Here is a 26607-nt window from a genome sequence, read left to right as displayed (position 1 = left end):
CCGCTGTCCGACGGGCGGCCGTGGCCACCGGCGGAGGGGGCGACGGTGCCGGGGTCCCGGCGGTCGGCGTCGCTGTCGCGCTCTCCGGCGGGCCGCCCGGCTCGACGGCCGCTCCGGCTTCCGCGTCCGAGGCCGGTGCTCCGGCCCGCCCGCCGTTCGCCGGGGAGGTCAGGCCCATGCCAGATGCTCCCGGTTGTGGGCGATCAGCCGGTCCGCCAGCGCCTCCGCGGTCCCGTACCGGCCGATCAGCGGGTGGGCCAGCAGGGCCTTCACCACCCGGTCGCGGCCGCCCCGCAGGGCGGCGTCCAGGGCCAGGTCCTCGTACGCGGCGACCCCGGCGACCAGCCCCGCGTACAGCGGGTCGAGTGGCGCCACCGGCAGCGGGACCGCGCCCCCGGGGCCGACCCGGGCCGGGACCTCGACCACCGCGTCGTCCGGCAGGAACGGCAGCACACCGCCGTTCGCCGCGTTGACCACCTGGATCCCCTCGGCGCCGTCCCCCAGCAGGGCGGCGGCCAGCGCCACCGCGGCCTCCGAGTAGTAGGCCCCGCCGCGCCGGGCCAGCAGCGCGGGCTTCTCCGCCAGCGCCGGGTCGGCGTACACCGCCAGCAACTCCTGCTCCATCGCCGCCACCTCGGCGGCCCGGGGAGGCCGGTCCCGCTGCTCCGCCACCACCTCGTCGTGCGTGTAGAAGTAGCGCAGGTAGTACGAGGGGACGACGCCGAGCCGGTCGAGCAGGGAGCGCGGCAGCCCCAGGTCCGCGGCGAGCGCGGCGCCGTGCGCGGCGAGCAGCGAGGGCAGCAGGTCCTTCCCGCCGGGCCCGCCGAGCCGGACGGCCCGCTCCCAGGTGAGGTGGTTGAGCCCGACGTGGTCGAGATACAGCTCCTCGGGGCGCAGCCCCAGCAGCCCGGCGAACTTCCGCTGCAGCCCGATGGCGACATTGCACAGCCCGACGGCCCGGTGCCCGGCCCCGAGTAGCGCGCGCGTCACGATCCCGACCGGGTTGGTGAAGTCGATGATCCAGGCGCCCGGGTTCCGCCGCCGCACCCGCTCGGCGATCTCCAGGACCACCGGCACGGTCCGCAGCGCCTTGGCCAGCCCGCCCGCGCCGGTGGTCTCCTGCCCCACGCAGCCGCAGCTCAGCGGCCAGGTCTCGTCCCCGGCGCGGGCCGCCTGCCCGCCGACGCGCAGTTGCAGCAGGACCGCGTCCGCGCCGTCCACCCCGGCGTCGAGGTCGGCGGTGGTGACGACCCGGCCGCCGTGGCCCTGCCGGGCGAGGATCCGCCGCGCGAGGCCGCCGACGAGCTCCAGCCGGTCCGCGGCGGGGTCGACCAGCACCAGCTCGTCGAGCGGCAGGACGTCCCGTAACCGTGCGAAGCCGTCGACCAGCTCGGGCGTATAGGTGGACCCGCCGCCCACCACCGTGACCCTGCGGGGGCGCGGGCCCCGCTCCCGGGAAGCATCCGGCATCGGCCCTCCAGGGGCTGTCGGTTGTCGCGACTGCTGTCGGTGACGGCGCCGTCGGCATCCGGGTCGTCCCTCCGCGTACCTCCGGGGACCGGTGGCGACCTACGGCCGATGGTCCCGCAGCCGCCGGTCCCGCCGCAGCGTTGTGCGGGAAAAGAGGGGACCACGCCCCAGGTGCCGGACACACCACGGCCCCCTCCGCGAACGGAGGGGGCCGTGGGGAAGCGGGCGGCGGAGCCCGCTACTTCGCCAGATTCGTGCCGCCGCCGCCTGCCGGGGGCGCGATCGGCGTCGCGCTCATCGACTGCGGCGACGACGGGTTGCTCAGCGCGGACGGCGCGGCCATGCCCGCCGTCGGGTCGGCAGCGGCCTCCGCCCCCTCCAGCGGCAGCCCGCCGACGATCCGGATGCCCGCGGTGTCGAACGCCTGCTTGACGCGCCAGCGCAGCTCCCGCTCCACGCCCAGCGCCTTGCCGGGCATGGTCTTCGCCGCGATCCGGATCACCATCGACTCCAGCGTCACCGCGTCCAGGCCCAGGACCTCCACCGGGCCCCAGAGCCGCTCGTTCCAGGGCTCCTCCTTGGCCATCGCGTCGCCGGCCTCCTGGATGGTGCGGCGGGCGGTCTCCAGGTCCTCGTCGTAGCGCACCGGCACGTCCACGAAGGCCGTGGCCCAGCCCTGGCTCTTGTTGCCGATCCGCTTCACCTCGCCGTTGCGGACGTACCAGATCTCGCCCTCGTCGCCGCGGAGCTTGGTCACCCGCAGTCCGACCTCGATCACTTCGCCGGCGGCGACGCCCGCGTCGATCGTGTCGCCGACGCCGTACTGGTCCTCGAGGATCATGAAGACGCCGGAGAGGAAGTCGGTGACCAGGTTGCGGGCGCCGAAACCGAGGGCCACACCCGCGACACCGGCGCTGGCGAGCAGCGGGGCCAGATTGATGTTCAGGATCGACAGGACGGTGAGCGCCGCCGTGCCGAGAATCACAAAAGATGTGACACTGCGCAGCACCGAACCGATGGCCTCGGAGCGCTGCCGGCGCCGTTCGGCATTGACCAGCAGACCGCCCAGCGCGGTGCCGTCCACGGCCTGCGCGGTGCGGTTCATCCGGGTGATGAACTTGGTGATCGCCTTGCGGACGACCGACCTGAGGACCATCGCGATGACGATGATCAGCAGGATCCGCAACCCGGCGCTGAGCCAGGTCGACCAGTTCGCCTCGAGCCAGCCGGCTGCCTGGGAGGCGTCGTCCTGCGCCTCTCGGATCGAGGGCGCCGTTGTCGTCGTGCCAGTGGCCAGCAACCAGGACACAGCAGAAACCTTCCGTGTAGACCACGGGCCGCGGGGCGGCCCACCCGCCATGACGGGCGCGGGCAGACCAACCACACTAACGGGGCAAGCGGAATGATCCGTTGCTCTGTTCGAGAGAGGGCGGGTTTCGGCGGGGGAAGAAAAGGGTGTGGTCGAAAACACTCTGGATGCGTTACCCGGACGTGGTGGCGCCGCGACCAGGCATGAGGAGAGACTGAGAACAGATCGTCCCGGCGCGAGCCACGCGCCGCCGGCGTACAAGGAGGCACCCGTGCCGCACGTCCTGGTCCTCAACGCGTCGTACGAGCCGCTCGGCGTCGTACCGCTCCGCCGCGCGCTCATCCTCGTCCTCAACGACAAGGCGATCAGCCTCGAGGACTCCGGCGCCCTGATGCACAGCGCTACCACTGTCATACCCGCGCCCAGCGTCGTCCGTCTCAAGCGCTTCGTGCGGGTCCCCTTCCGGGGGCCCGTTCCGCTCACCCGCCGCGCCCTGTTCGCCCGTGACGGCGGCCGGTGCGCGTACTGCGGTGGCGTCGCAACCAGCGTCGATCACGTCATTCCGCGCAGCCGCGGCGGTCAGCACGCCTGGGAGAACGTGGTGGCCGCATGCCGCCGCTGCAACCACGTCAAGGCCGACCGGCACGTCGCGGAGCTGGGCTGGCGGCTGCGGCACCAACCCGCCCCGCCGTCCGGACTGGCGTGGCGGATCATCGGCACGGGGCATAGAGACCCGCGCTGGCTGCCATACCTGCAGCCGTACGGCGCGGACGACGCGATGGCCCGGATCGACGGCATATCTGCCTGAGACCGGGCCTCAGTCGTCCCTGCCGCGCCCCGCCCGCCACCGCCGTCCTGGCGGGGCGGGCGTTCTGCCGTGGCGTACCGGCCGCCGGGGGCGGACCGGCGGGAGGCGGACCGGCGGGGACGGGGCCCACGGCGGGCCGACGGGGCCGGGGACCACCGGCGGGCCGGCGTGAGAAATCCCTCCCGGACGCCGGCGTCCGCTCCCGTACCCCGGCGTTCGGCGCTCCCAGCGCAAGGCCCCCTCAGTCGCTGACGGCGTACGCCTCCACCGACCAGAGCGAGTAGCCGAAGCGGGTGGCGCGCCGGTCGCCCTGGATCCGGACGAACCGGGTGTCCTTCGGCGCGTCCAGCCCGACCGTCTCCCGGCCGCCCCGGCCCTCCCGGACCGTCGCCGCCGTGCGCCAGCGGCGGCCGTCGGGCGAGACCTGCACGCGGTACCCGGCGGCGTACGCGTCCTGCCAGTGCAGCACCAGCCGGCCGACCCGGGCGGGCCGGTCCAGCTCCAGCTGCAGCCAGGCGCCGTCCTCGACGGGGGAGGACCAGCGGGACCGGGGGTTCCCGTCGAGGGCGGCCGAGGCGGGGAAGTCCGCCGTCTCGTCCCCCGAGGAGGTGGCCTTCGCTCCACGCGCCAGATCCCGGCCCCCGGCCTGCGGGAACGCCCGCACCGCCAGGGTGCGCCGCTCACCGCCGAAGTCGACGGGGACCTCGTACCGGCCGGCCCGGGTGCCCTCGGGCACCGAGACCCGCACCGGCACGGTCGTCCTCGCCCCGCGCGGCGCCACCGTCCCCTCGGGGACCTCGACCCGGATGCCCTTCGGGGCGTCGGCCACCAGCCGGCCGCGGATGCGCGAGGGGCGCTGCGAGGTGATCTCCGCGGTGACGGTCTGCGGCTCCCCGCCGATCTCGGCGTCCGTCTCGCCGCTGCTCAGCTCGAACCGCGCGGCCGGGGTGTCCGCGAACCACGGCACCACGCCGTGCACCGCCGGGGCCTCGCCGTCCTCCGGCCAGGACAGCCGCAGCGCGTCGGCCCGCATCCCGCGGCCCTGCAGCTGGGTCCAGCCGTCGTCGGACAGCGCGCCGACCCGGCGCCAGCCCTCACCGGGGACGTGCGCCCGCACCGTCACCGCGGTCCCGGCGCGCCCGGCCGGCTCGGACAGCACGCTCACCGCGGCCAGCGGGCGGGCCCGGTCCAGGGCCATGGTCAGCGAGGACGGGCCCTCGATGAAGGAGGTACGGGAGTGCACCCGGTCCGCGCCGGTCCAGTGGTCGCCCAGGCGCAGGGCCTCGGTCAGGAACGGCGCCAGCACGCCCCGGCCGACGGTCGCGGACTCGGCGCCGATCTCCTTGCGCAGCCGGCGGACGTCCAGCTGGGCCCGCCAGGCCCGCGGGCCGTCGTCCGCCGCCTGGGCCAGCAGCATGTCCACCGCGCGTCCGCCCGCCTCGCCGTACCGGGCCAGTTGCGCCAGCCAGGGCTTCGCGTCCCGGGCGAGCGGATGGCCGGACAGCCGTCGCGGGGCCTCGCGCATCACCGTGAAGGCGTGGTGCAGCCGCTCCGCCGCCGCGGTCAGCTTCCGGCGGTCCCGGTCCGCGTAGGCCTCCCGGAGGTCCGCCATGAGCGGCCGCAGATAGGCGGACTCGTCCCCGCCCAGCATGGACGAGGCGTCGTTGCCCGCCAGCGCGGCCACCGCCTCACGGGTCTCCCGGTCCGGGCCCGAGAGCTCGGCCACCGCCGCCGTCCAGGACTCCTGGGGGCGGTAGCCGCGCGGGTTCCAGGCGTAGTCGGCGGCCGTGAAGAGCGGGATGCGCGAGGCGGCCGGCTGCTCCATGGCGTTGGCCAGCAGCGCGGCCGAGCCGGTCGCGACGGCCGGCTCCCGGCCGGTGTAGGGGCCGAGGAAGAGGCGGTCCTGCGCGAAGTCGTTGACCGGGTAGTTGTCCATGGTGAACAGCGGGTGGTCCAACGCGGCGCGGGCGTCCCGGAGTTCGCCTCCGGTGATGGTCCGCGGCACCACGCCCACCCCGGTCCACGCCACCTCCACGCGCTCGTCCAGCCGCTCGGCGAGGGCGCGCCGGTAGGCCGTGGCGCCGTCCTGGTAGAACTCGGTCGGCATCAGCGACAGCGCGGGCGCCTCCGGGTGGCGCTCGGCCAGCCGCCGGGCCACCGCGTTCACCACCCGCGCCTGCGCCTTCGCCGCGGCCGCGGGCCCGGAGCCGAACCGGTCGCCGTCCTCGTCGCAGTGCCACTCGCTGTAGCTCACGTTCGGGAACTGCAGCTGGAACGAGCGCACCCCCAGCGCCCACATCGACTCGACCTTGCGGCTCAGTGCCCGCAGATCCTCGTCGGAGGAGAAGCAGAACGCCTGGCCGGGGGAGACGGCCCAGCCCAGGGTGACGTGGTTGCGCCGGGCCCCCTCGGCCAGCCGGCGGAACGCCGCCCGGTCGGCCGCCGGGTACGGATCGCGCCAGCGGGCCTGGCGGTACGGGTCGTCGCCGGGTGCGTACAGATAGCGGTTCTGCTTGGTGCGGCCCATGAAGTCGAGCTGGCCGAGGCGCTGTTCGAGGGACCAGGGCGAGCCGTAGAAGCCCTCGGTCATCCCGCGCACCGCGGTCGTGGGCCAGTCGCGCACCTGCACCCCGGCGAACGACCGCGCCCCGCCCCGGCCCACCGTGAGCTGCCGCAGCGTCTGCGCGGCGTGGAACAGCCCGTCCGGCCCGACGCCGTCGAGCGCGACGGTGTCCCGGCCGCCGACCCGGCCCGACGCCAGCCGGTAGCCGCCGGACGGCAGGTCCCCGCGCGCGGGAGCCCGCAGGGCGCGCAACGCGTCCTGCGCGCCCCGCCGGTCGGCCCGGACGACGAGTCCGCGGGCGGGCAGCGGGGCATCGGGACGGTGGTCCACCACCGTGCGGGCCCCGGCGGACCGCAGCGTGGCGCGCAGTGCTTCCAGGGCGTACGGGTCGGTGCCGTCCTCGGCCACCAGCACGACCTCGTCGGTCACCCGGACGGGTGACCCCTGGGCACGTGCCTGCTGCGGCCGGGGCCAGACGGCCGGAACCCCGCTGTCGCTCTCCCGGTCCTCGGCCGCGGCACTGGAGCCGCCCGGCTGCGGGGGAGGAGCGGCCACCGCGCCGGGAGCGCCGCCGAGCAGCCCGCCGATGACCGCGGCCGCCAGCGCCGTCGCCCCGGCCACCCGTCCGCCCCGCTCCCGGCGCCCGTACGGTCCGCTCCCCCGCAGCTGCACGGCTGTCTCCTCGCCCGGTCGCTGGTGTGCCAATGGGCACCGAGCCCACCACCCGCTTCACGGGGGTGTCAACGACGGTGACCGTTGTGGGCGGGTTGTTCCCCGAGGAGACCGCATCACCCCGCGCGCGGGGCGGCGCACGGACCCACCGGGCGCCGTGCGGGCCCGCCCTGACGGTGCCTCGACAACATCCCGGGGCGGGGCCGCACTCGGTATCCCGGCGCGGGGCCGTATTCGGTGACCGCTCCACGGACGGGCGGGGCCGTATTCGGTCCCCCCAGGCGGGCGACGCCGTACGCGATCCCTGCCCCCCGCGGGCGGCCCCGTCTCCGCGGTCCGGCTCGGCCCTTGCCTGCTCCCCACGCGCGGGGCGCACGCTCCCGGGCGGGCCCCGGGCGGTACGAACCGCCTGCGCCGCGGCCGTTCTTCGGCCTCCGGCCCCATGTCCCGTTCGACCACCGGCCCCATGCCCCGCGTGCGCCGTACAGTGGCCGAATGGCCGACCCGCACGAGCTCACGATGCTGGAACAGGCAGCGGCGATCCGGAACGGCGCCCTGTCACCCGTCGAACTCGCCGAGCACTATCTGCGCCGGATCGAACGCCTCGACGCCACCGTCGGCGCGTACGTCACCGTCACCGCGGACCGCGCGCTGGACGACGCCCGCCGGGCGGCGGACCTTCTCGCCCGCCGGGGCGGCGGTGACCTCCCGCCGCTGCTCGGGGTGCCGCTGCCGGTCAAGGACCTCGACCCGGTGCCCGGCGTCCGCTGGACCGGCGGATCGGCCGTGTTCGCCGACCGGACCGCGCCGCCGGAGGCCGCCACCCACCTCGTCGGCCTGCTCGAACGCGCCGGGACCGTCCTGCTCGGCAAGACCAGCACCCCCGAGTTCGGACTCCCCGCGTACACCGAGAGCCGGGTCGGCCCGCCGGCCCGCACCCCGTACGACCCGTCGCTCGGCGCGGGCGGCTCCAGCGGCGGCGCGGCGGCCGCGGTCGCCGCGGGGCTCGCTCCCGCCGCGCCCGGCAGCGACGGCGGCGGCTCCATCCGCATCCCGGCGAGCTGCTGCGGCCTCGTCGGTCTCAAGCCGAGCCGCGGCCGGGTCAGTCCGGCGCCGCTGGGTGACGTCAGCGGGCTCGTCACCGCGGCGCCGCTCGCCCGCACGGTCCGCGACACCGCGGCGCTCCTCGACGTCATGGCCGGCCCGGTGCCGGGCGACCCGTCCCCCGTCGCGCCGCCGGCCGGCCCGTTCCTCGACTGGTGCGAGCGGCCCCCCGGCCGGCTGCGGATCGGCCGCTGGGCCCGCCCCGACGTGCCGGGCGTCGAGGTGGCGCCGGAGGTGCTGGACGCCTACGAGAAGACCTCCGCCCTCCTCGCCGAGCTGGGGCACGAGGTCGTGGAGGCCGAGCAGCCGCTGCGCCCGGGTGACCGGGACGCCTTCACGCCCGTCTGGGCGGTGCTGTCCGCGCTGCCGCCGGTGCCGCCGGAGCGCGAGGCCGAGCTGATGCCGCTCACCCGCTACCTGCGCGACCAGGGCCGGGCGACCGACGGCGTGGACTACGCCCTCGCCCTCGCCGCCATGCAGGCCGCGGGGCGCCGCTTCGCCGCGGGGGTGGCGCCCTTCGACGTGGTGCTCACCCCGACGCTCGCCCAGCTCCCGCAGCCGGTGGGGGCCCTCCGCAACGACGCGGACCCGGCCGCCGACTTCCGGGCACAGCTCGCCTTCACCCCGTTCACCGCGCCGTGGAACATCGCCGGCCTGCCCGCCGTCTCGCTGCCGCTCGGCTGGACCGGCGCGGGGTTGCCGGTCGGCATGATGCTGGGCGGACCGCACGGCTCGGAGGGCCCGCTGTTGTCGCTCGCGGCCCAGCTGGAGGCCGCAGCGCCCTGGCGGGACCGGCGGCCCCGGGTCTACTGACGCGGACCTCCGAGAGGCCCGGGGCGCCGGACCGAGGCCGGGTGGTGAGCGAGGTCGTGCCCGGCCGAGGTCGCGCCGGGCCGAGGTCGCGCCGGGCCGTGACCGAGGGCGCGCCGGGATTCCGCAGTGCCGACCAGGCCGGGCCGGGCGGGAACGGAGCGGCATCGCCGCTGGTGGCGGCCCTGATCGCGCACGGTCCACGAGCCCGGCGGACGGCCCGGCCGTCCCCGCCCCTCGTCCCCGTGATCGTCACCGCCGTCCGGCAGAAAATCCGCCGTCGGGGACGCCCGTTCTCCGGCAATCCCTGCGCCCGGGAGCCCGTCCGGCCGTGAAATCGGGCACGGTATGCCTATTGTGAGCTGGGACACCTTCCCCGGGTGTTTACGTCTGCTCCGGCATCCGCTGGGTAGGGCTCGATCTGACCCACTGCCGAGGAACACCCAGGGAGGCCCCTCGTGGCCGCGTCCGCACCTCTGCTTCTGTCCACCCGTTCCAAACCCGCAGCCCCCATCGTCGAACCCCTGGATCCCATGCCCGCCAACCCGCTCGACCTCGACGGCCTGTCCGACCCGGACTCCGGCCTGGACGGCGCGAGCTCCAGTGAGTGGGCCGAGCCGCCGCTCACCAGTGAGCCGCCGCTGGCCGACAGCTGCCCCCTCACCAGCGAGCCGCCGCTCGCCACCGAACTTCCCCTGACCAGTGAGCCGACCGCGACCGGCCAGGGCGCGGGTACGGAGTCCATGGAGGTCTAGATGGGCCTTGCGCGGCTCGCCGCACTGCACGGAGTCGCCACCGCGTACGAGCCCTCGCCGGGCCGTACCGTCGACGTGCCCGAGGAGACGGTCGTCGCCGTCCTCGCCGCGCTGGGAGTCGACGCCACCACGCCCCGAGCCGTCCGAGCAGCCCTCGACCTCCAGGCCCACCGGGCAGCGGACCGCCTGCTGCCCGAGACCCTGGTCCTGCGCACACCCGTCGCGCCTGCCGCGCCGCGCCCGACCGCCCCGCTCGCGGCCGGCGGCGCGCCCGCGGCCGGTACCGCGGCCCCCGGAGCCCCGTCGCGCGGCCTCCCGGCCGCCGGTGCCCCGGTCCCGTCCCTCCCGGACGGCACCGTGCTGCACATCGAGACCGAGCACGGCGAGCAGCTGCCGTGGGACACCGCCGCCCTCCTCCGCGCCATGACCCCGTCCACGGGGACGCCGGGCCCCGGTCCCGCGCACCGGCTCCCGCTCGGCACCCATCTGCTGCACGCCACGGCCCCCGACGGCCGCACCGGCCGGGCCACCCTGATCGTCGCCCCGGACCGCGTCCCGCAGCCCACCGCCCGGACGTACGGCTTCCTGGTCCAGCTCTACTCCCTCCTCTCCGCCCGCTCCTGGGGCATGGGCGACCTGGGCGATCTGGCGGACCTCGCCGCCTGGTCCGGACGGACCCTGGGCACCGGATTCCTCCAGCTCAACCCGCTGCACGCCGCCGTGCGGGGCCGGGACACGGATCCGACCGACCCCTCGCCGTACCGCCCCTCCTCCCGCCGCTTCCCCGACCCCGTCCACCTGCGGGTCACCCGGGTCCCGGAGTACGCCGACCTGACCGGCCCGGCCCGGGACCGCGCCGCGCGGCTCGTGGGGCAGGCCGCCGCGTTACGGGACGGGGTGCTCCACGGGGGCGCCCTGATCGACCGCGACGCGGTGTGGCGGCTCAAGCGCGAAGCCCTGGAACTGGTGCGCGCCGTGGAGCCGGGCCCCGGCCGCCGCGCCGCCCACGCCGCCTTCCTCGCCGCCCAGGGGCAGGCCCTGGAGGACCACGCCACCTGGTGCGCACTGGCCGAGATCCACGGCCCCGACTGGCACGACTGGCCCGCCGGCCTGCGGGATCCCCGCTCCGCGCACACCGCGCGGGCCCGCGCCGAGCTGCGCGACCGCGTCGACTTCCACCGCTGGCTGGCCTGGCTGACCGACGGCCAGCTCGCCGACGCCCAGCGGGCCGCGCGGGACGCCGGGATGGGCATCGGCCTCGTCCACGACCTGGCGGTCGGGGTGCACCCCGGGGGCGCGGACGCCTGGGCCCGGCAGGACGCCTTCGCCACCGGCATGTCCGTCGGCGCGCCCCCGGACGCCTTCAACTCCCGGGGCCAGGACTGGGGGCTGCCGCCCTGGCGGCCCGACGCGCTGGCCGCCGCGGGATACGCCCCGTACCGCGAGCTGCTGCGCGGCCTCCTCCGGCACGCGGGCGCGCTGCGCATCGACCATGTGATGGGCCTGTTCCGGCTGTGGTGGGTGCCCGAGGGCCACGACCCGACGCAGGGCACCTACGTCCGCTACGACGCCGAGGCGATGCTCGGCACGCTGGCCCTGGAGGCGCACCGCGCGGGCGCGGTGGTCCTGGGCGAGGACCTGGGCACGGTCGAGCCGGGCGTCCGCGACGCCCTGGCCGGACGCGGGATCCTGGGCACCTCGGTGCTCTGGTTCGAGCGCGACTACGCGGGCGCGGCGGACGGCCCCGCCCGTCCGCTTCAGCCGGAGGCCTGGCGCGCCGGCTGCCTCGCCACCGCGACCACCCACGACCTGCCGAGCACGGCGGCGCGGCTCACCGGCGAACACGTCGAGCTGCGGCACCGGCTCGGGCTGCTGTCCCGGCCGCTCGCCGAGGAACGCGCCGCGGACGCGGCCGAGGTCGCCGAGTGGCTGTGCCTGCTGCGGCGGCTGGGGCTGCTGCCGGAGGGCGTCGAGGACGAGGAGGAGGCGATCAGGGCGTTCCACCGCTTCCTGGCGCGCACTCCGGCGAGCCTGGTCGGGGTCTGGCTGCCCGACGGCGTCGGCGACCGGCGGCCCCAGAACCTGCCCGGCACCTGGGACCAGTACCCGAACTGGCGGCTCCCGGTCGCGGGAGCCGACGGCCGCCCGGTCACCCTGGAGGAGCTCGCGGAATCCCCGCGGCTGCGCGCGCTGATGGCGGAGCTCGCGGAACGGATGCCTGCGCAGGCCGTGCCGTCTCCTGTCGTGCCGTCCCCGACCGCACCCTCTCCCGCCACGGCGGGAATGCCGCCCCCGGCAACCGCGGTGACCGTGCCGGCGACGCCCGGGGCGGTGGGCGCGGCTCCGGCCGGGGCCGCTGCGGAGGTCCCGGCTGCGGCGGACTCCGCGGACTCCGGCGCCATCGCGGCAACCGGCAGCACCACGGAGCCCGGCAGCCCCACAGAACCCGTGCCCGAGGTGCCCGGCCGCCCCGACGCGCCCGCGCGGCCGGAGCCCGGCGCGCCCCTGCCGTCGGAGCCCGTCCAGTCCGTGGGACGCTCCGGGCCCGGTCCCTACGGTCCGGACGACGCGCCCGCGCCGCAGCGCCCACCGGACGGGGACGACCGCCCGCTCCGTCCGGCGCCCTGAGGAGGCTCACCCGCCGCTCTGTCCGGCTCCTTGAGGCGGCGCGTCGGCCGCTCCAACACGGCGCGCGCCTCCCGCCGAGGGGCTCCGGAGGGGCACCCCGGCCGCGCAGGCCGCGGAGCCGCCCGCTACGGTGACCCTGTGGACAAGAAGAACACCCTGCGCGCCGGAGCTGTCACGGCCGGTACGACGCTGATGATGCTGCTGATGTCGTCCCCCGCCCTCGCGCTGACCCGCGACGCCGGCGACGACCCGGGCCCGGGCCTGAGCGTCGGCGAGACGCTCGGACTCTATGTCTTCGCCCCCATCGTGCTGTTCCTGGTGATCACCGGCCTGGTGATGGTCGGCGACAAGAGCCGCAAGCCGCAGGGCTGACGCCCGTCCGCGTCACCTCCGCGGCGACGCTGCGCGAGCAGACCTGAGCACGAGGGCGCCCCGGCCGAGCGAGGCCGGGGCGCCCTCGTGCTGCGTTCGGCCGCTGGGTGGCTGGTCTCGGGGTCGGCGGCAGGCATGCGGTGCGCCGCGGGCGTTCCGGTGCCCGGCGCCCGCTGTGTGGCGCCCCGATGCCCGATACCGGCCTCCGATGCCCGGCGCCCGCCGTACCGATGCCCCATGCCCGGCGTCCGCCGCGGAGCGGGGACGGAGACACCCTCCCGCGCAGGACGTGGCCGTGAGGCGCCCCGGGAAGGGATCAGCCCTCGGTGGTCGCGACCACGCTCCACTGCCCCACTTCGCGGTAGTCCGAGTCGTGGATGGCGGAACCGTCGCCCGGCTGGAGCGGGTAATGGTGGAGGTTCCCGGCCCAGTACCGGAGGATGCGGCCCAGCTCGCCCGCGCTGTCCTCCGTCACCTTCCCCTCGTTCAGATCGACTTCGAGAACGAACTTCACGTCTGTCGCCTCCAGATCAAGGAACTGCTCAACTCCGGTCAGTGGGCCCGGTATCCATTTTTCCATTGCCTTGCTATGAGGGACTTGGGCAGTGTTAGTGCAGGTGGGCCAGGGGAGATGACCGAAAAGTCTCAACCGGCGGTGAGACGCCGAGGCGATCGGGCCGGCCCGGGGCGCGAGGACGGGGAGGCGGCATGGCGGACCGGCTGCGTGCGGCCGACCTCGCGCGGGCGGCGGGGATTTCGGTGCAGCAGCTCCGCACCTACGTCGACATGGAGCTGCTCCCGCCGGTCGAACGCACCGCCGGCGGCTACCGCGTCTTCACCGCGGTGCACGCCGATGCCCTGGCCGCCGCTCGCGCCACAGCGGCCGGACACGGCTGGGCGACCGCCCGCGCCGTCCTGCGGGCGATCCACCGCGAAGACCTGGACACCGCCCTGGCCGCGCTGGACGCCGGCCACGCCCGGCTGGATCGGGAGCGCGCCGAACTGGCGGCGGTGCACGACGCCTTGCGAACCGTGCTGGCGGGTCCGGCACCACCGTCGGGTTCCGCCCGTGGCGGCCTGCGGATCGGCCCGGTGGCCCGTGCCGTGGGCGTACGGCCGGCCGTCCTCCGGCTCTGGGAGGACCGCGGTCTGCTGCGGCCGGACCGCGAACCGGCCACGGGATACCGGGTCTACAGCCGCGCGGAGCTGCATCTCGCGCAGGTCGTGGCACTGCTGCGGCGAGCCCACCACCCGCTGCCCGCGATCGCGGCGGTCCTGGACGAGCTGCGCCGGACCGGAAATCCCGACCGCCTGCTCGACGAACTGACCGACCGGGAACGGGAGATCCACCACCGCGGCCTGCGCTGCCTCGCCGCCTCCGCCGCGCTCCACGGGTACCTACAGCGCCATGGGTACCTCCAGCGGGCCGCGGGGACGACGTGAGCCCCGCGGCCGTTACGGCATGGGGCGCGCGGCCGTAACGGCCGGACGCCAACGGCCGTACGGCAGGGCATGCGCGGCTTCACGGCCGGGGGACCGGGCGGCCCCGTCCGGCCCGGTGGCGTTGCCTCGCGCTCACGGCGCTCGCGGCCCGCTCGTAGGCTCCACCCCAGCCGTCAACCCGACCGCCCGCACCACGCCACGGTCGCCCCGGAAGCCAACGAGCCTCCGGGGCGACCACGCGCCGTCACATGCCAAGCGCCACAAGCCCCCGGACCCTGCGTTCCAACAGGCGCTCAAGCCGCGTCAGTAGCGCCGCGTCCGGCCTGGCGCCCGGCTCTCCGCGTGGCTTGCGGACGCGGCTTGGCAACGGTCCCGAGGCGGCCACCGGCGACGGCTGCGCCCCCGCGCCTGTCCCCGGCGACGGCACCAGCGGCAGCACCGCATAGACCACCTTGCCGCCCGAGGGATGGTGATGCCAGTCCCAGCGCTCGCACAACAGCGTTACCAGCGGCAGGCCCCGGCCGTCCTCGGCGTCCGCCTCGGCCGTCCGCATCCGCGGCCGGGTCCGCTTGGTGTCGTAGACCTCGACCACAAGCGTCGGACCGTCCACGCGCAGCCGCATCGCCACGAGCGGCAGCGTCTCGCGTTCCAGGTAGCTCAGCTCGGTCCTTGTGGTGCCGGTGGCCTGCACCGCGTTGGTCACCAGCTCGGACGCGATCAGGGTCACGGACTCGGTCATGTGAGCGAGCCCCCAGTCGTCCAGCGCGTTGGCGGCGAACTGCCGCCCCAACGGCACCGCCTTGGGCTCGGCGGCGTGCCGGAACCAGTACGTAGTCACGTCCATGCCGTGCCCACCTTCCGGCATCGCGCACAAGGCGGGAGTCTGCGGCTACCGGTGCCGGGCAGTAGACGATCAAGGAAATACTTCACGAGGGTCAAGGGTCGGTCCTCCCAGTCGGTCAGGGCCACGCCCCGAGGCGCGCGGTCCGCCTGCTGCGACAAGCACACGGCGGAAGTGCGAAACCCCACGACGCCGCTCCCGCAAGCCCCCTGGCCCCATCGCGGGGCGCACTCGGCTCACGGCTACGACCCCGTCACAGTGGGCTGCCGTGCCGGTCCCCAGCATGGTCATGAGGGGTGCGCCAAAGCAAGGGCCTCAAATGATTACCCCTCATTTGAGGAGCTTGGCGATCAGCCCCCTCATGGGCGACACTCGGCTCTGACCGGCTCTGACCGGCTCATGTACTCAGGGAAGGGATGTGAGCGTGACCGTACCGTCGCCGTGGGTGTGCCTGATGCGCCTCGCGCTGGAACTCACACGCGCGCGAAAGGCTGCCGGGCTCGGCCAGAAGGCCGTCGTCGAGGCAACCCGCGTCGGGCTGGCGACGCTCAGCCGCGCCGAGAACGCCGAACGGCGCCCCCAGTACCGCACCGTGATCACGCTGCTCGACCACTACGGCGTGACCGGCGAACGACGCGCCCGGATGATCGCGCTGTGGGAGGGCGCGAAGATCGAACGCGAGTCGCAGCCCGAAGACGCCAAGCTGCCCCGTGGCTACGCCGCGTATATCCTTGCCGAAGAGGCCGCCGAAGAACTCGGCACCTGGGAGGCCGCTTATGTCCCCGGCCTGCTGCAAACCAAGTCCTACGCCCATGCCGTCATCGACGGCGGGCTGCCTCCCGCTGTGCCCGATGACCGCGACCGGCGCGTAGAGACCCGCATCAAGCGCCAACGGTTGCTCACCAAGCCCGGCCCGCTCCGGCTCGCGGCGATCATGGACGAGGCCGTACTACGGCGCGAAGTCGGCGGACCGGCGGTCATGGCCGATCAACTGCAACACCTGCAAGCCATGGCCGGCCAGCCGCACATCACCCTGCGCGTGCTCCCGTTCACGGCCGGGGCGCACCCCGGAATGCGCGGCCCGTTCACGCTGCTGACGTTCCCCGATGCAAGCGACCCCGAGATCGCATATATCGACGGCCAAGCCAACGACCTGCTCTCGCAGGACAACCTCGACCGCTACTCCGCGACGTTCGCCACCCTGCGCCGCCTCGCGCTCGACCCCCAGGACTCGCTCGCGCTGATCGCGAGCGTTATGCACAGCTTCAAGGAGGCCGCATGACCAGCCGTGACCTCACCAAGGCCCTCTGGCGGCGCAAGAGCAGCCACAGCAGCGACACGGGGGCGTGCGTGGAGGTCGCCGCCCTGCCCGACGCCGTGGCCGCGCTCGACACCAAGGACCCCGGCGGCCCCGCGCTGTTCTTCACCCGCAATGGCTGGACGGACTTCATCCGCGCCGTCAACCGTGGCGAGTTCCAGCCGTAACCGCATACCACCGCGCGCCCCCGTTCCGACCAGCGGAACGGGGGCGCGCGCCATGTGACGCAGGCACAGAACCCCGGATGTGGCCGCTCTCCCGCCCGAAGTGGCCAAGATCAGGTCCTGCCGGTCGCGTTCGAACGCCCGACCTGCGCGAGGGCGTGATCGCCGGGCATATGGCCCCCGCGGAACCGGACTACCGCATCCCAGCCGGCACAAGGCGTAGCGGGCTGCGAAACATCGGCACTACCGGTGTGCAGGCCATCAGCGCCACCGCATTCCCGCAGATCAACCAGGGGGACTGGGCCGTCTGGTCTGTGCCGCTCCGGGCGGAACCGCGCATCACGCGGGGCCGACCGGAGCGGCCTCCATGTGTGCCCGGACCACGACGGCGGCGACCACGACGGTGGTTGGTCGCGCACGGCGGAAGCGGCGGCGGCGTGGGGCGGGGGAAGCGGGCGGCGGGACGCGCGGAGCCATTACCGGCGACGGCACATCAGCGGGCCGTCAGGCCAGGGGCATCCGGCCCGGTGGCGGACCGCCGGCCGCGGTGCCGCAGAATGGCAAGCGACCGCGTGTGCAGAGGGGGATCCGCCATGGTGTCCGAACCAGCGCCGAACGAGAGCCGTGCCGACGGGCCCGGCCGTCGCCACCACCGCCCGACGGACGGCCGCGACCTGCCGCTCCTGGCCTTCGACGGGGACTGCGGCTTCTGCCAGCGGACGATCGACACGCTCACCGCCAGGGCCAGGCCCAGGATGCAGGCCGTGCCGTGGCAGTCGCTGCCCGACGCGGTCACCGGGCCCCATGCCGAACGGCTGGACCACGAGGTGCTGGTGTTCCGGGGAGCCACCGTCGTGTGCGGCGGGGCCGATGCCATCGCCGCGTACGTACGGTCGGCGCCGGCCCGCCGGTACCGCGCCGCGGCGGCGCTCCTCACCCTGCCGGGGGTCCGCTTCTGCGCCCGGCGCGTCTACGCCTGGGTCTCCGCCAACCGGCTGCGCATGCCCGGCTCCACCGCGGCCTGCGCGGTGCCGCGGCGCGGCTGACCGGCCCGCGCCCGTCCCCGCCGCCCCTCCCCGCAGTCCGTCCCCGCCGCCCGCGCGTCATCCCGAAGGGAACCCCATCGACCGTGCGTCGTGTCCCCACCTGTCTGTTGAGCAGTCATGCGGCACCCCGAGTGAGCCACGGGCACGACCCCGACGCCTTCGTGGAGATCGGCTCCCTCACCAAGGTCCTCACCGGAACCCTGCTCCTGCGGCTGGCCGCCGCGGGCACGCTCGACCCCGACGATCCGGTGGATCGTTTCCTCAACGCCCCGGCGGGCACCGGCATCACGCTGCGGCACCTCGCCGACCACACCTCGGGGCTCCCGAGGCTGCCCCCGGGCCTGGCCGGCGGCCGGGACCCCTACGCCGCGTTCACCGACGATGCGCTCCGCGCCCTGACGCGGCGGCTGGACGCGCTCACCACCGCGGCCCCCGGCACGTCGACGGAGTACTCCAACCTCGGATACGCGGTGCTCGGCGCGGCCCTGGTGGCGGCGGGCGCGCGTCCCTACGAGGAGCTGGTGCGGGAGCACGTCCTGCAGCCCCTGGGCGTGGAGCACGGCGTGGCGGTCCGTCCGCCGGGCCGGCGGCTGGTCGCACGGGGGCTGTTCGGGAGGGAGCTCAGGCCCTGGACGATGGACGGAGCGATCCTTCCCGCCGGGGGCCTGTGGGCCACACCGCGGGCCACGGCCGATCTCGTGGTCGGCCTGCTGGTCGAGGGGAGACTCGGTGCCCCGGCCCCGACCTGGCAGTCGGCTGCCGGGCTGACCTGGCACAACGGTGCCACCCGGAACGCCTCCGCCTTCGCCGGGGCCTTCCCGGACGGCCAGTGGGTCGTGGTGCACCGGCTCGGCGGCTCACCGGAGCGGACGGATGCCCTGGCGGTGGAGCACCTGCGGGAGACCCGCCGCGACTGGCCGGCGGAGGACCGCCCGGCGGAGGACCGGCCGGCGGAGGACCGGCCGACGGAGGAGCGTCCGGGGGAGGAGCACCCGGAGGACGCCTCCCCGTCCGGCTGACCCTGCCGGGCAGAGGCGCCGTGCGTCGGCTCCCACGCACCCGAGGGCACCCCGGGACCTCGTCCCGGGGCGCCCTCGTGCGTACGGTGCCGGTCAGGCCCGGCCGGCCGCCGCCGCGTCCGCCGCCTGTGCCTTCAGGGCGCGCTCGACGCCCGCCCGCGACTCGGTGACCAGCCGGCGCAGAGCCGCCGACGGCTCGGCCGAGGCCAGCCACGCGTCGGTGGAGTCCAGCGTCGCCTGCGAGACCTGGAGCACCGGGTACAGCCCGACCGCGATCTGCTGGGCCATCTCGTGGCTGCGGGTCTCCCAGATGCCCTTCACCGCGGCGAAGTACCGCGGGCTGAACTGCGCCAGCAGCTCGCGCTGGTCGGTCTGGACGAAGCCGCCGATCACCGCCTCCTGCACCGCGTTCGGCAGCTCGTCGGACTCCACGACCGAGGCCCAGGCGTCGGCCTTCGCCTCCCGGGTGGGCCGGGCCGCGCGGGCGGTCGCCGCGTGCCGCTCGCCCGCCGAGGTCCGGTCCCGCTCCAGCTCCGCCGCGATGGCCTTCTCGTCCGCCCGGCCGGTCGCCGCCAGCCGCTGGAGCAGTGCCCAGCGCAGCTCGGCGTCGACGGCCAGCCCCTCGATGGTCTCGGTGCCCTCCAGCAGGCCGGAGACCAGGTCGAGCTGGGCGTCGGTGCGTGCCGTGGCCGCGAACGCCCGGGCCCACGCCAGCTGGTGGTCGCTGCCCGGGCGGGCCGCGCGAAGCTGCTCCAGGGCGGTCCCGGTCCACCGCGCCAGACCCGTCTCCCGCCAGTCCGGGGCGGCGTACAGGTCGAGGGCCAGCTTCACCTGGCGCTGCAGCGACTGGACCACGCCGATGTCCGACTCCTTGCCGATGCCGGACAGCACCAGGGCGAGGTAGTCGCGGGCGGCCAGTTCGCCGTCGCGGGTCATGTCCCAGGCCGACGCCCAGCACAGCGCCCGCGGCAGCGAGGCCTCGAAGTCGCCCAGGTGCCGGGTGACCGTGGCCAGCGAGTCGGCGTCCAGCCGGACCTTGGTGTAGGTGAGGTCGTCGTCGTTGAGCAGGATCACGTCCGGGCGCCGCTTGCCCGCCAGCGCCGGGACCTCGGTCAGCTCACCGTCGACGTCCAGCTCCACCCGCTCGGTGCGGACCAGCTTGCCGTCCTGGAGGTCGTAGCAGCCGATGGCGATGCGGTGCGGCCGCAGCGTCGGCTCGCCCTGGGCGCCCGCCGGCAGCGCCGGGGCCTCCTGCCGGACGGCGAAGGAGCGGATGACCCCCGCGGAGTCCGTCTCGATCTCCGGGCGGAGGATGTTGATCCCGGCGGTCTCCAGCCACTTCTTCGACCAGGCCTTCAGATCCCGGCCGGAGGTCTCCTCCAGGGCGCCGAGCAGATCGCTGAGCCGGGTGTTCCCGAAGGCGTGCCGCTTGAAGTAGGCCTGCACGCCCTCGAAGAACTCGTCCATGCCGACGTACGCCACGAGCTGCTTCAGCACCGAGGCGCCCTTGGCGTACGTGATGCCGTCGAAGTTGACGAGGACGTCGTCCAGGTCGCGGATCTCGGCCATGATCGGGTGGGTGGACGGCAGCTGGTCCTGCCGGTACGCCCAGGTCTTCATGGAGTTCGCGAACGTGGTCCAGGAGTGCGGCCACTTGCTGCCCGGCGCGTGCGCCTGGCAGGCGATGGAGGTGTAGGTGGCGAACGACTCGTTCAGCCACAGGTCGTTCCACCACTCCATGGTGACGAGGTCGCCGAACCACATGTGCGCCAGCTCGTGGAGGATCGTCTCCGCGCGCGTCTCGTACGCGGCGTCGGTGACCTTCGAGCGGAAGACGTACTGGTCGCGGATGGTCACCGCGCCCGCGTTCTCCATCGCGCCCGCGTTGAACTCCGGCACGAAGAGCTGGTCGTACTTGGCGAACGGGTACGCGTAGTCGAACTTCTCCTCGAACCAGTCGAAGCCCTGCCGGGTGACGTCGAAGATGGCGTCCGCGTCGAGGTGCTCGGCGAGCGACGGACGGCAGTAGATGCCGAGCGGCACGCTGCGGCCGTTCCCCTCCCAGCTGCTGTGCACGCTGTGGTACGGGCCGACGATCAGCGCCGTGATGTAGCTGGAGATCCGCGGCGTCGGCTCGAAGCGCCAGACGTTGTCGGCGGGTTCGGGCGTGGGGGAGTTGGAGATGACCGTCCAGCCCTCGGGGGCCTTCACGGTGAACCGGAAGGTCGCCTTGAGGTCCGGCTGCTCGAACGACGCGAAGACCCGGCGGGCGTCCGGCACCTCGAACTGGGTGTAGAGGTACGCCTGCTGGTCGACCGGGTCGACGAACCGGTGCAGGCCCTCACCGGTGTTGGTGTACGCGCAGTCGGCGACGACCGTCAGCTCGTTCGGGCCGGCCTCGAGCGACGGCAGGGCGATCCGGCTGTCCCGGAAGACCTCGGCGGGGTCGAGGGCGGTGCCGTTGAGCACCACGTCGTGCACGGCCGGCGCCACCAGGTCGATGAAGGTCTCAGCCCCGGCCTCCGCGGAGTCGAAGCGCACCGTGGTCGCCGACCGGTATGTGCCGCCCTCCTGGGCCCCGCTCAGGTCGAGGTCGATCTCATAGGAGTCGACGTGCAGCAGGCGGGCCCGCCGCTGCGCCTCCTCGCGGGTGAGGTTCGTGCCAGGCACCTGGTCATCTCCTTGTATTCCGAGTCTTTCCGGCCATCCTTCCACGCGGGGCGGGTGCGGACGGAGGAATGATCCACGCGGCTGCGGACGGACGTCGGAGCCGGCCGCGCGACGAGGCGCACCCGGCTCCGAGCACATCCGGAGGTCCGGTGGGGCCACCGCCCCCGCTTCCACCCGCCGCGCCCGGTGGAAAGCCGTGCGGCCGGACGCCCCGAGGACGTCCGGCCGCACCGTGCGAAGCGCCCGCGGGCGCCCGCGTCAGCTCAGCTCCGCCGCCACCAGCTCGGCGATCTGCACGGCGTTCAGCGCCGCGCCCTTGCGGAGGTTGTCGTTGGAGAGGAAGAGCGCGAGGCCGTTCTCCACGGTCTCGTCGACCCGGATGCGGCCCACGTAGCTCGGGTCCTGGCCCGCGGCCTCCAGCGGCGTCGGGACCTCGGAGAGGGCGACACCGGGGGCGCCGGCCAGCACCTCGTACGCCCGCTCCACGCTGATCGGGCGGTCGAACGCGGCGTTGACCTGGATCGAGTGGCCGGTGAAGACCGGGACGCGGACGCAGGTGCCGGAGACCTTGAGGTCCGGGATCTCCAGGATCTTGCGGCTCTCGTTGCGGAGCTTCTGCTCCTCGTCGGTCTCGAAGCGGCCGTCGTCGACGATCTTCCCGGCCAGCGGGAGCACGTTGAAGGCGATCGGCTTCTGGTAGACGGACGGCTCCGGGAAGTCGGCGGCCTGCCCGTCGTGGGTGAGCTCGGTGGCCCGGTCGGCGACCTTGCGCACCTGGCCGTCGAGCTCGGCGACGCCGGCCAGACCGGAGCCGGACACGGCCTGGTACGTGGTGGCGACCAGGCTGCTCAGACCGGCTTCCCGGTGCAGCGGACGCAGCACCGGCATGGCGGCCATGGTGGTGCAGTTCGGGTTGGCGATGATCCCCTTGGGGCGGTCCACGGCGGCGTGCGGGTTGACCTCGGCGACCACCAGCGGCACATCCGGGTCCAGCCGCCACGCGGACGAGTTGTCGATCACGACGGGGCCCTGTGCGGCGACCTTCTCGGCGATGGCGCGCGAGGTGGCGCCGCCGGCCGAGAACAGCACGATGTCCAGGCCGGAGTAGTCGGCGGTGGCCGCGTCCTCCACGGTGACCTCGCCGTCCCGCCACGGGAGCGTCCGTCCGGCGGAACGGGCGGAGGCGAACAGCCGCAGCTGCTCCGCCGGGAAGTCCCGCTCGGCCAGCACCTTGCGCATGACACTGCCGACCTGACCGGTGGCTCCGACGATTCCGACCTTCATCCGGCTTCCTCTCCGCAGTGGCCGCCCGGGCTGGTACGGCCTGACCCTCATCATGAGCCGGTGAGGGTCCCGAATGTCCAATCGGTTGTCCGGAGAGCGGACACCTGTCCGGACGACCGACCGCCTGTGCCTCTACCCGGTCCGGCCCGCAAAACGCCTGGACAGAGCGTGAGGAAGCGCACGCGATGCGGGGTCCGCCGGGAACGCCGAAGGGCGGGCGCCCCCCATGGACACCCGCCCTTCGCCCCCGTCCCCCACCCGCTGTGACGGGAGGGGGCGGTGTTACGGGATGACCTTCCCGATCCGCACGGTGCCACTCCCGGTGATCGTTCCGGCCGCGTTCAGCAGGCTCACCGTGCCGGAGAACTCACGCCCCTCGGGGGCCTCGCCGGCCACCACGACCTGGGCGCCGACCGTGGTGGTCGCACCGTTGCCGAGCTTCACCACCTTGGCGTCGTCGACCTTCACCTCGCCGAGCGACGGGGCGGAGTAGACATCGCGGTAGTCGTACTCGGTGCTGCCCGCGGGCACGGCGTAGCCGTCCACGGTGATCGTGTACGTGCCCGCCTTCGGCTTGACCAGGCTGACGGCCTCCTCCGAGTCGCCGTCCGCCGACGACCCGACGACCTTGCCGTCCAGCGAGACGCTCAGGTCCAGGTCGGCCTTGGCGTCCGACACCGAGCCGATCGCCACGTCGAGCCGCGAGACGTCCTCGCCGAGCACCACGGTGGTCTGCTGCGACTCGCCGTCCTTGACCGACGGCCGGGCCTTCTTGGCCGAGCCGAGCTCGCCGCCCTTGAGCTTCCCCTCGATGGCGGCGAAGCCGTTACCGGCCTTCCACGCGACCGGAGCCGGGGTGCCCACCTTCGCCTCCGGCACGGTCTGCACCGCCGGGTCGAACGTGGCGCCGAGCGCGGTCGCGGTCAGCGTGTACGGGTTCTCCAGCAGCGGCGAGGTGCGCCGCGACTCCACCTCGATCTCCCAGACGCCCGGGATGGGGGACGCGTAGGACCGCAGGTCCGGGCGGCAGGTGTTCGCCGGGTTCGGGTAGTTCGGGTAGCAGTTCGGCGTGGAGGTCGGGTCGGCCGGCAGCCCGTACGGGCTGATGGCGATGAACCGGGTCTGGCTGCCGTCCTTCAGACCGCCCATCGCGACCTCCAGCGAGGCGGCGCCCTTGGGCACGGTCACGAAGTACGAGGTGGTGGCGTTGCGCCGGGCGGTGCCCGAGGCCTTCACCGTGTAGGACGGCTTGGCCAGCGGCTGGGCGGCCACGACGCTGGTGAGGATCTGCTTGTCGATCCCGGCGGTGTCGTCGTCGTCCAGCGTCAGGATCGCGCTGTGGAAACCGGCGGTCTCCGGCTTCGCGGCGACCTGCACGGTGACCGGCTTGTTCAGCGGCAGCGAGATCTCGTCGTAGCTCAGCAGTCGGAAGGTGCCGTCGTTGTTCCGGAGCTTCACCTGGTGGCGGACCGCACGGTCGGGCCCGGTGGTCCGGGTGACGGTGACGTTGTACGTCCGGGACTTGCCCGGCTTCAGGCCGCCCTCGCGGTCGTAGACGCCGGTGCCGAAGCCCGGGGTCTTCAGCTTGTCCGCGAGCGCGGTGTTCACCGGCGCCTTGACGGTGTACTCATGGGCGCTCGCGCCGCGCTCGATCGCCTTCCAGGCACCCCGGATGTCGATCAGGCCGGCACCCTCCTCGTAGGCCTGGGTGCCGGGGATGTGCCGGGCGGTGCTGGTGAGCGCGGTGCGCAGGGCGGCCGGCTTCAGGTCGATCCGCTCCTGCTTGGCGGCGGAGAGCAGCAGCGCCGAGGCGCCGGCGGCCTGCGGGGAGGCCATCGAGGTGCCCTGGAGCATGCCGTAGCCGGGCGGCAGCTGGTAGCCGGCCTCGGCGACCGGCTGGCCGGGCAGCCAGGTCTGCGTGGTGTTGACCGAGGCGCCGGGGGCCGAGAGCGTCGGGGTGAAGCCGCCGTCCTCGCGCGGGCCGCGCGAGGAGAACGGCATCATCGCGTAGTCGGTCTTCACCTCGGAGCCGTAGTTGGCGGCCCAGGTCTCCTTGGAGACAGTGGCGCCGACGCTGATCACCTTGTCGGCCAGGCCGGGGTCGCCGATGGTGTTGGCGCCCGGGCCGCTGTTGCCGGCGGAGACGACGAGCTGCACGCCGTAGGTGTCGATCAGCCGGGTGTAGAGCTCGGCGCGGGCGTTGTTGCCGTCGTTGAGCGCCGGCAGGCCGCCGATCGACATGTTGACGATGTCGACGCCGCGGTTCACCACGAGGTCGATCATGCCCTCGGTGAGGGCGACGTTGGTGCAGCCGCCGGTCCAGGTGCAGGCCCGGGAGGAGACGATCTTCGCGCCGGGCGCGGCGCCGTTCATCTCGCCGCCGAACAGGCCGTTGGCGGCCGTGATGCCCGCGACATGGGTGCCGTGCTCGGACTCGATGACGCCGATGTTGACGAAGTCGGCCTTGCCGCCGTCGGTGCCGGTCGGCACGTCCTTGCGGATCTGCACCACGAACGGGATGCGTTCGGCGACGGCCGTCTGCGGGTCGTCCTTGCCGAAGTACCCGACCTGATGGTCGTCCTTGTACGGCTTCATGGCCTCGTCGTCACCGAAGTCGCCGTTGTCGTCGAGGTCGACGCGGACGGTGCCGGCGGCCGGGTCGTAGAGGACGCCCCAGCGGTCCGTGGTGTCGCCGTCCCGGTTGAGGTCACCGGCCATGTCGCCGCCGGTGGTGGCGGACTCCGCGAACCGGCTGATCAGGTACGAGCCCTCCGGCGCCGTCCAGGTCCGGCCGCCGTAGGTGAAGGTCGGGCCGTCGACCGCGGAGATCATCGGGCGCCAGGTGGCGTCCTGGTCGACCAGCGGGTCGGTCGCCGTCACCCAGTCGACGATCTTGCGTTCGCCGGTGCTGGTCTTCTGCAGCGCCGGGTGACCGAGGTCCACACCGGAGTCGAGGACACCGATGGTGACACCCCGGCCGTCGGCCTCCGGGTGGTCCTGCACGAAGTCGACCGCGCCGGTCTCGAAGGCGGGCTGGTACGGGTTCTTGGCCGGGGTGTCCTTGCCGGGCCCGGGGTGGCTGCCCTGCGCGGCGGCCTTCGCGCCCTTGGCGCGGTCGGCCTTCGGGTCCGGATCCGGAAGCGGGATCTCCTGCCGCAGGTCGATGCCGTGGACGGAGGAGAGCTTCTGGGCCTTCTCGATGGCGGCGTCGGCACGGCCGGTGGGCACGGTGACCCGGACGTAGCCGAGCTTGTCGTACCGGCGGCCCACCGTGGCGCCCTGGACGGCGTCGAGCTCCTTCGTGACCTGCTCGGTCGCGCCGGGCGCGGTGGCGATCATCATGGTGACGTGCTTGTCGCCCTCGGCCCTGGCCTCGGCGAGCAGCTCGGCGTCGGCCGAACCGAGCTTGCCCCCCGCCGACTTGACCGGAGCCGGGGACGGGCTGCCGTCCGCGGCGACTGCGGGGGTGAAGCCGGCCGTGGCGAGCGCGGCCACCAGGCCCGCGGCCATCGCGATGCGGGCCGCGCGTCTGTGCCCGGGCGAGGCGGGCTCGGGTATCGAAGATGAAGGCATGGTCATCCTTGTTCGGTATTCGGAACCGGATGACCGAACTTTTATGTAAGTGAGGTGCTTTTGGGGAGAGTTGGGGAGACCTAGTCCTCCTGTGGCACATTTCCGCCAGCCGCCAACGGCCCCGAACCCGCATCAACCGGGGCAGACCGACGGCCCCCGGTCACCCGCGGTCGCCGCCCCGACGGCCCGCGTGGTCATCACTCCGGACGCCCGCGCACGGCCGGATGGTTCCCCCGCCCGTCCGGACGGTTCTCCGCACCCGGCCGGACGGTCCCCGCGTACGGCGCCCCTCCGTCGCGCGATCCGGGCCCCCGCACCCCCTGAGCGGCCCCGCGCCCGGATGGAAGCTCTCCTTCCCCGGCAGATGAACAGCCGGTGAGCGGCATCCCTCCCCGACGCGAGGAGCCGATGGCGCTCCGCCCGCCCGGCCGTCGATGTGCGGTGATGGGCGCCGGTCGTTTCGTTCTCGTTCAGACACCGGAAACTCCCGGTGCCAACCATCCGAAGTGAGCGGGGGTCTCCCCGCACCCACGCACTCGGGGGGAACCCGCATGTCCCGGACCCGGTCCGTCACTTCCGCCGTCGACCGCCGTGCCCTGCTCGCCGCCGTGGGCGCCGTCGGAGCCTCCGCCGGACTGGGCCTCGCCCTCGGCCCCGGCAGCGGCTCGGCCGTGGCGGCGCCGCCCGCGACCGGCCGCCCCGCCGTCGGGCGCGCGGTCCGGGCGGAGCCGGGCGCGCCGACCGCCCCCGCCGCCTCC

Annotated in this window: 18 protein-coding genes and 1 pseudogene; 11 read left to right on the top strand and 8 right to left on the bottom strand. The window is 74.4% G+C overall.

All coding sequences use genetic code 11. The features are described 5' to 3' along the window. Window positions 1-168 precede the first annotated feature (168 nt). Together ABT112_RS31935 and ABT112_RS31930 are read right to left on the bottom strand one after the other, a co-directional pair. The gene (locus ABT112_RS31935) at window positions 169-1470 is read right to left on the bottom strand and encodes a family 4 glycosyl hydrolase (RefSeq protein WP_351515288.1); all 1302 of its coding nucleotides are present in this window, start codon (window positions 1468-1470) and stop codon (window positions 169-171) included. 238 nt (window positions 1471-1708) lie between these two features. Beyond that, window positions 1709-2830: a mechanosensitive ion channel family protein gene (locus tag ABT112_RS31930; protein ID WP_502975510.1), complete on the bottom strand. Its 1122-nt coding sequence runs from the start codon at window positions 2828-2830 to the stop codon at window positions 1709-1711. A gap of 220 nt (window positions 2831-3050) precedes the next feature. On the opposite strand from ABT112_RS31930, the gene ABT112_RS31925 reads away from it, so the two are divergent. After that, window positions 3051-3587 carry an HNH endonuclease gene (locus ABT112_RS31925; protein ID WP_351515286.1) on the top strand — a complete coding sequence of 179 codons (537 nt, stop codon included), beginning with the start codon at window positions 3051-3053 and terminating at the stop codon, window positions 3585-3587. Window positions 3588-3828: 241 nt separating this feature from the next. On the opposite strand, the gene ABT112_RS31920 is transcribed toward ABT112_RS31925, so the two are convergent. Further along, the gene (locus ABT112_RS31920; protein WP_351515285.1) at window positions 3829-6822 is read right to left on the bottom strand and encodes a glycoside hydrolase family 84 protein; all 2994 of its coding nucleotides are present in this window, start codon (window positions 6820-6822) and stop codon (window positions 3829-3831) included. A gap of 495 nt (window positions 6823-7317) precedes the next feature. Here ABT112_RS31920 and ABT112_RS31915 point away from each other — a divergent pair, with 495 nt between their 5' ends. The 4 genes from ABT112_RS31915 (at window position 7318) to ABT112_RS31900 (ending at window position 12491) form a co-directional block, all read left to right on the top strand. Further along, window positions 7318-8739, top strand: a complete 1422-nt coding sequence (locus ABT112_RS31915; RefSeq protein WP_351515284.1) for an amidase — start codon at window positions 7318-7320, stop codon at window positions 8737-8739. A 455-nt stretch (window positions 8740-9194) separates the two neighbouring features. Next, a complete protein-coding gene (locus ABT112_RS31910; protein WP_351515283.1) occupies window positions 9195-9491 on the top strand; it encodes a hypothetical protein in 297 nt (98 codons plus the stop codon). Next, window positions 9492-12119, top strand: coding sequence for a 4-alpha-glucanotransferase (malQ, locus tag ABT112_RS31905; RefSeq protein WP_351515282.1), 2628 nt, complete (start codon window positions 9492-9494; stop codon window positions 12117-12119). 138 nt (window positions 12120-12257) lie between these two features. Then, window positions 12258-12491, top strand: coding sequence for a hypothetical protein (locus ABT112_RS31900; protein ID WP_351515281.1), 234 nt, complete (start codon window positions 12258-12260; stop codon window positions 12489-12491). A 316-nt stretch (window positions 12492-12807) separates the two neighbouring features. Here the strand turns inward: ABT112_RS31900 and ABT112_RS31895 are convergent, their stop codons facing one another. Next, window positions 12808-13005: a hypothetical protein gene (locus tag ABT112_RS31895; RefSeq protein WP_351515280.1), complete on the bottom strand. Its 198-nt coding sequence runs from the start codon at window positions 13003-13005 to the stop codon at window positions 12808-12810. 194 nt (window positions 13006-13199) lie between these two features. On the opposite strand from ABT112_RS31895, the gene ABT112_RS31890 reads away from it, so the two are divergent. Further along, window positions 13200-13934: a MerR family transcriptional regulator gene (locus ABT112_RS31890; RefSeq protein WP_351515279.1), complete on the top strand. Its 735-nt coding sequence runs from the start codon at window positions 13200-13202 to the stop codon at window positions 13932-13934. 244 nt (window positions 13935-14178) lie between these two features. Here the strand turns inward: ABT112_RS31890 and ABT112_RS31885 are convergent, their stop codons facing one another. Beyond that, window positions 14179-14778 carry an ATP-binding protein gene (locus ABT112_RS31885; RefSeq protein ID WP_351515278.1) on the bottom strand — a complete coding sequence of 200 codons (600 nt, stop codon included), beginning with the start codon at window positions 14776-14778 and terminating at the stop codon, window positions 14179-14181. A gap of 415 nt (window positions 14779-15193) precedes the next feature. Between ABT112_RS31885 and ABT112_RS31880 the strand changes: the two genes are divergently transcribed. The 4 genes from ABT112_RS31880 (at window position 15194) to ABT112_RS31865 (ending at window position 18322) form a co-directional block, all read left to right on the top strand. Continuing rightward, window positions 15194-16057 (top strand): helix-turn-helix domain-containing protein, encoded by an 864-nt coding sequence (locus ABT112_RS31880; RefSeq protein WP_351515277.1) that lies wholly within the window; start codon window positions 15194-15196, stop codon window positions 16055-16057. Then, window positions 16054-16260, top strand: a complete 207-nt coding sequence (locus ABT112_RS31875) for a DUF397 domain-containing protein (protein WP_351515276.1) — start codon at window positions 16054-16056, stop codon at window positions 16258-16260. Before ABT112_RS31880 ends, ABT112_RS31875 begins: the two co-directional genes overlap by 4 nt. A gap of 590 nt (window positions 16261-16850) precedes the next feature. Next, entirely contained in the window at window positions 16851-17303 is a 453-nt protein-coding gene (locus ABT112_RS31870; RefSeq protein WP_351515275.1) for a thiol-disulfide oxidoreductase DCC family protein, read from the top strand. 131 nt (window positions 17304-17434) lie between these two features. Then, the gene (locus ABT112_RS31865; RefSeq protein ID WP_351515274.1) at window positions 17435-18322 is read left to right on the top strand and encodes a serine hydrolase domain-containing protein; all 888 of its coding nucleotides are present in this window, start codon (window positions 17435-17437) and stop codon (window positions 18320-18322) included. A gap of 93 nt (window positions 18323-18415) precedes the next feature. Here the strand turns inward: ABT112_RS31865 and pepN are convergent, their stop codons facing one another. From pepN to ABT112_RS31850, 3 genes are all read right to left on the bottom strand, one after another. After that, entirely contained in the window at window positions 18416-20992 is a 2577-nt protein-coding gene (gene pepN, locus ABT112_RS31860; protein ID WP_351515273.1) for an aminopeptidase N, read from the bottom strand. A 258-nt stretch (window positions 20993-21250) separates the two neighbouring features. Next, on the bottom strand, window positions 21251-22276 hold the full coding sequence (locus ABT112_RS31855; protein ID WP_351515272.1) for an aspartate-semialdehyde dehydrogenase: 1026 nt from the start codon (window positions 22274-22276) through the stop codon (window positions 21251-21253). 282 nt (window positions 22277-22558) lie between these two features. Further along, window positions 22559-25849 (bottom strand): S8 family serine peptidase, encoded by a 3291-nt coding sequence (locus ABT112_RS31850; protein ID WP_351515271.1) that lies wholly within the window; start codon window positions 25847-25849, stop codon window positions 22559-22561. A gap of 551 nt (window positions 25850-26400) precedes the next feature. On the opposite strand from ABT112_RS31850, the pseudogene ABT112_RS31845 reads away from it, so the two are divergent. After that, window positions 26401-26607 (top strand): annotated as a pseudogene (locus ABT112_RS31845) (TIGR03767 family metallophosphoesterase); the annotation flags it as partial.

It is taken from the genome of Streptomyces sp. NPDC002055 (assembly GCF_040296705.1).
Taxonomy (GTDB): domain Bacteria; phylum Actinomycetota; class Actinomycetes; order Streptomycetales; family Streptomycetaceae; genus Streptomyces.
The sequence above is the reverse complement of the archived record's forward strand: the minus strand, read 5'-3'. Positions and strand labels throughout refer to the sequence as shown.

Bases quoted from the DNA above. Each gene is read 5' to 3' on its own strand.
- ABT112_RS31935 (WP_351515288.1), bottom strand. From the start codon at position 1,470: ATGCCGGATGCTTCCCGGGAGCGGGGCCCGCGCCCCCGCAGGGTCACG.
- ABT112_RS31930 (WP_502975510.1), bottom strand. From the start codon at position 2,830: ATGGCGGGTGGGCCGCCCCGCGGCCCGTGGTCTACACGGAAGGTTTCT.
- ABT112_RS31915 (WP_351515284.1), top strand. From the start codon at position 7,318: ATGGCCGACCCGCACGAGCTCACGATGCTGGAACAGGCAGCGGCGATC.
- malQ (WP_351515282.1), top strand. From the start codon at position 9,492: ATGGGCCTTGCGCGGCTCGCCGCACTGCACGGAGTCGCCACCGCGTAC.
- ABT112_RS31890 (WP_351515279.1), top strand. From the start codon at position 13,200: ATGGCGGACCGGCTGCGTGCGGCCGACCTCGCGCGGGCGGCGGGGATT.
- ABT112_RS31885 (WP_351515278.1), bottom strand. From the start codon at position 14,778: ATGGACGTGACTACGTACTGGTTCCGGCACGCCGCCGAGCCCAAGGCG.
- ABT112_RS31875 (WP_351515276.1), top strand. From the start codon at position 16,054: ATGACCAGCCGTGACCTCACCAAGGCCCTCTGGCGGCGCAAGAGCAGC.
- ABT112_RS31870 (WP_351515275.1), top strand. From the start codon at position 16,851: ATGGTGTCCGAACCAGCGCCGAACGAGAGCCGTGCCGACGGGCCCGGC.
- ABT112_RS31855 (WP_351515272.1), bottom strand. From the start codon at position 22,276: ATGAAGGTCGGAATCGTCGGAGCCACCGGTCAGGTCGGCAGTGTCATG.
- ABT112_RS31850 (WP_351515271.1), bottom strand. From the start codon at position 25,849: ATGCCTTCATCTTCGATACCCGAGCCCGCCTCGCCCGGGCACAGACGC.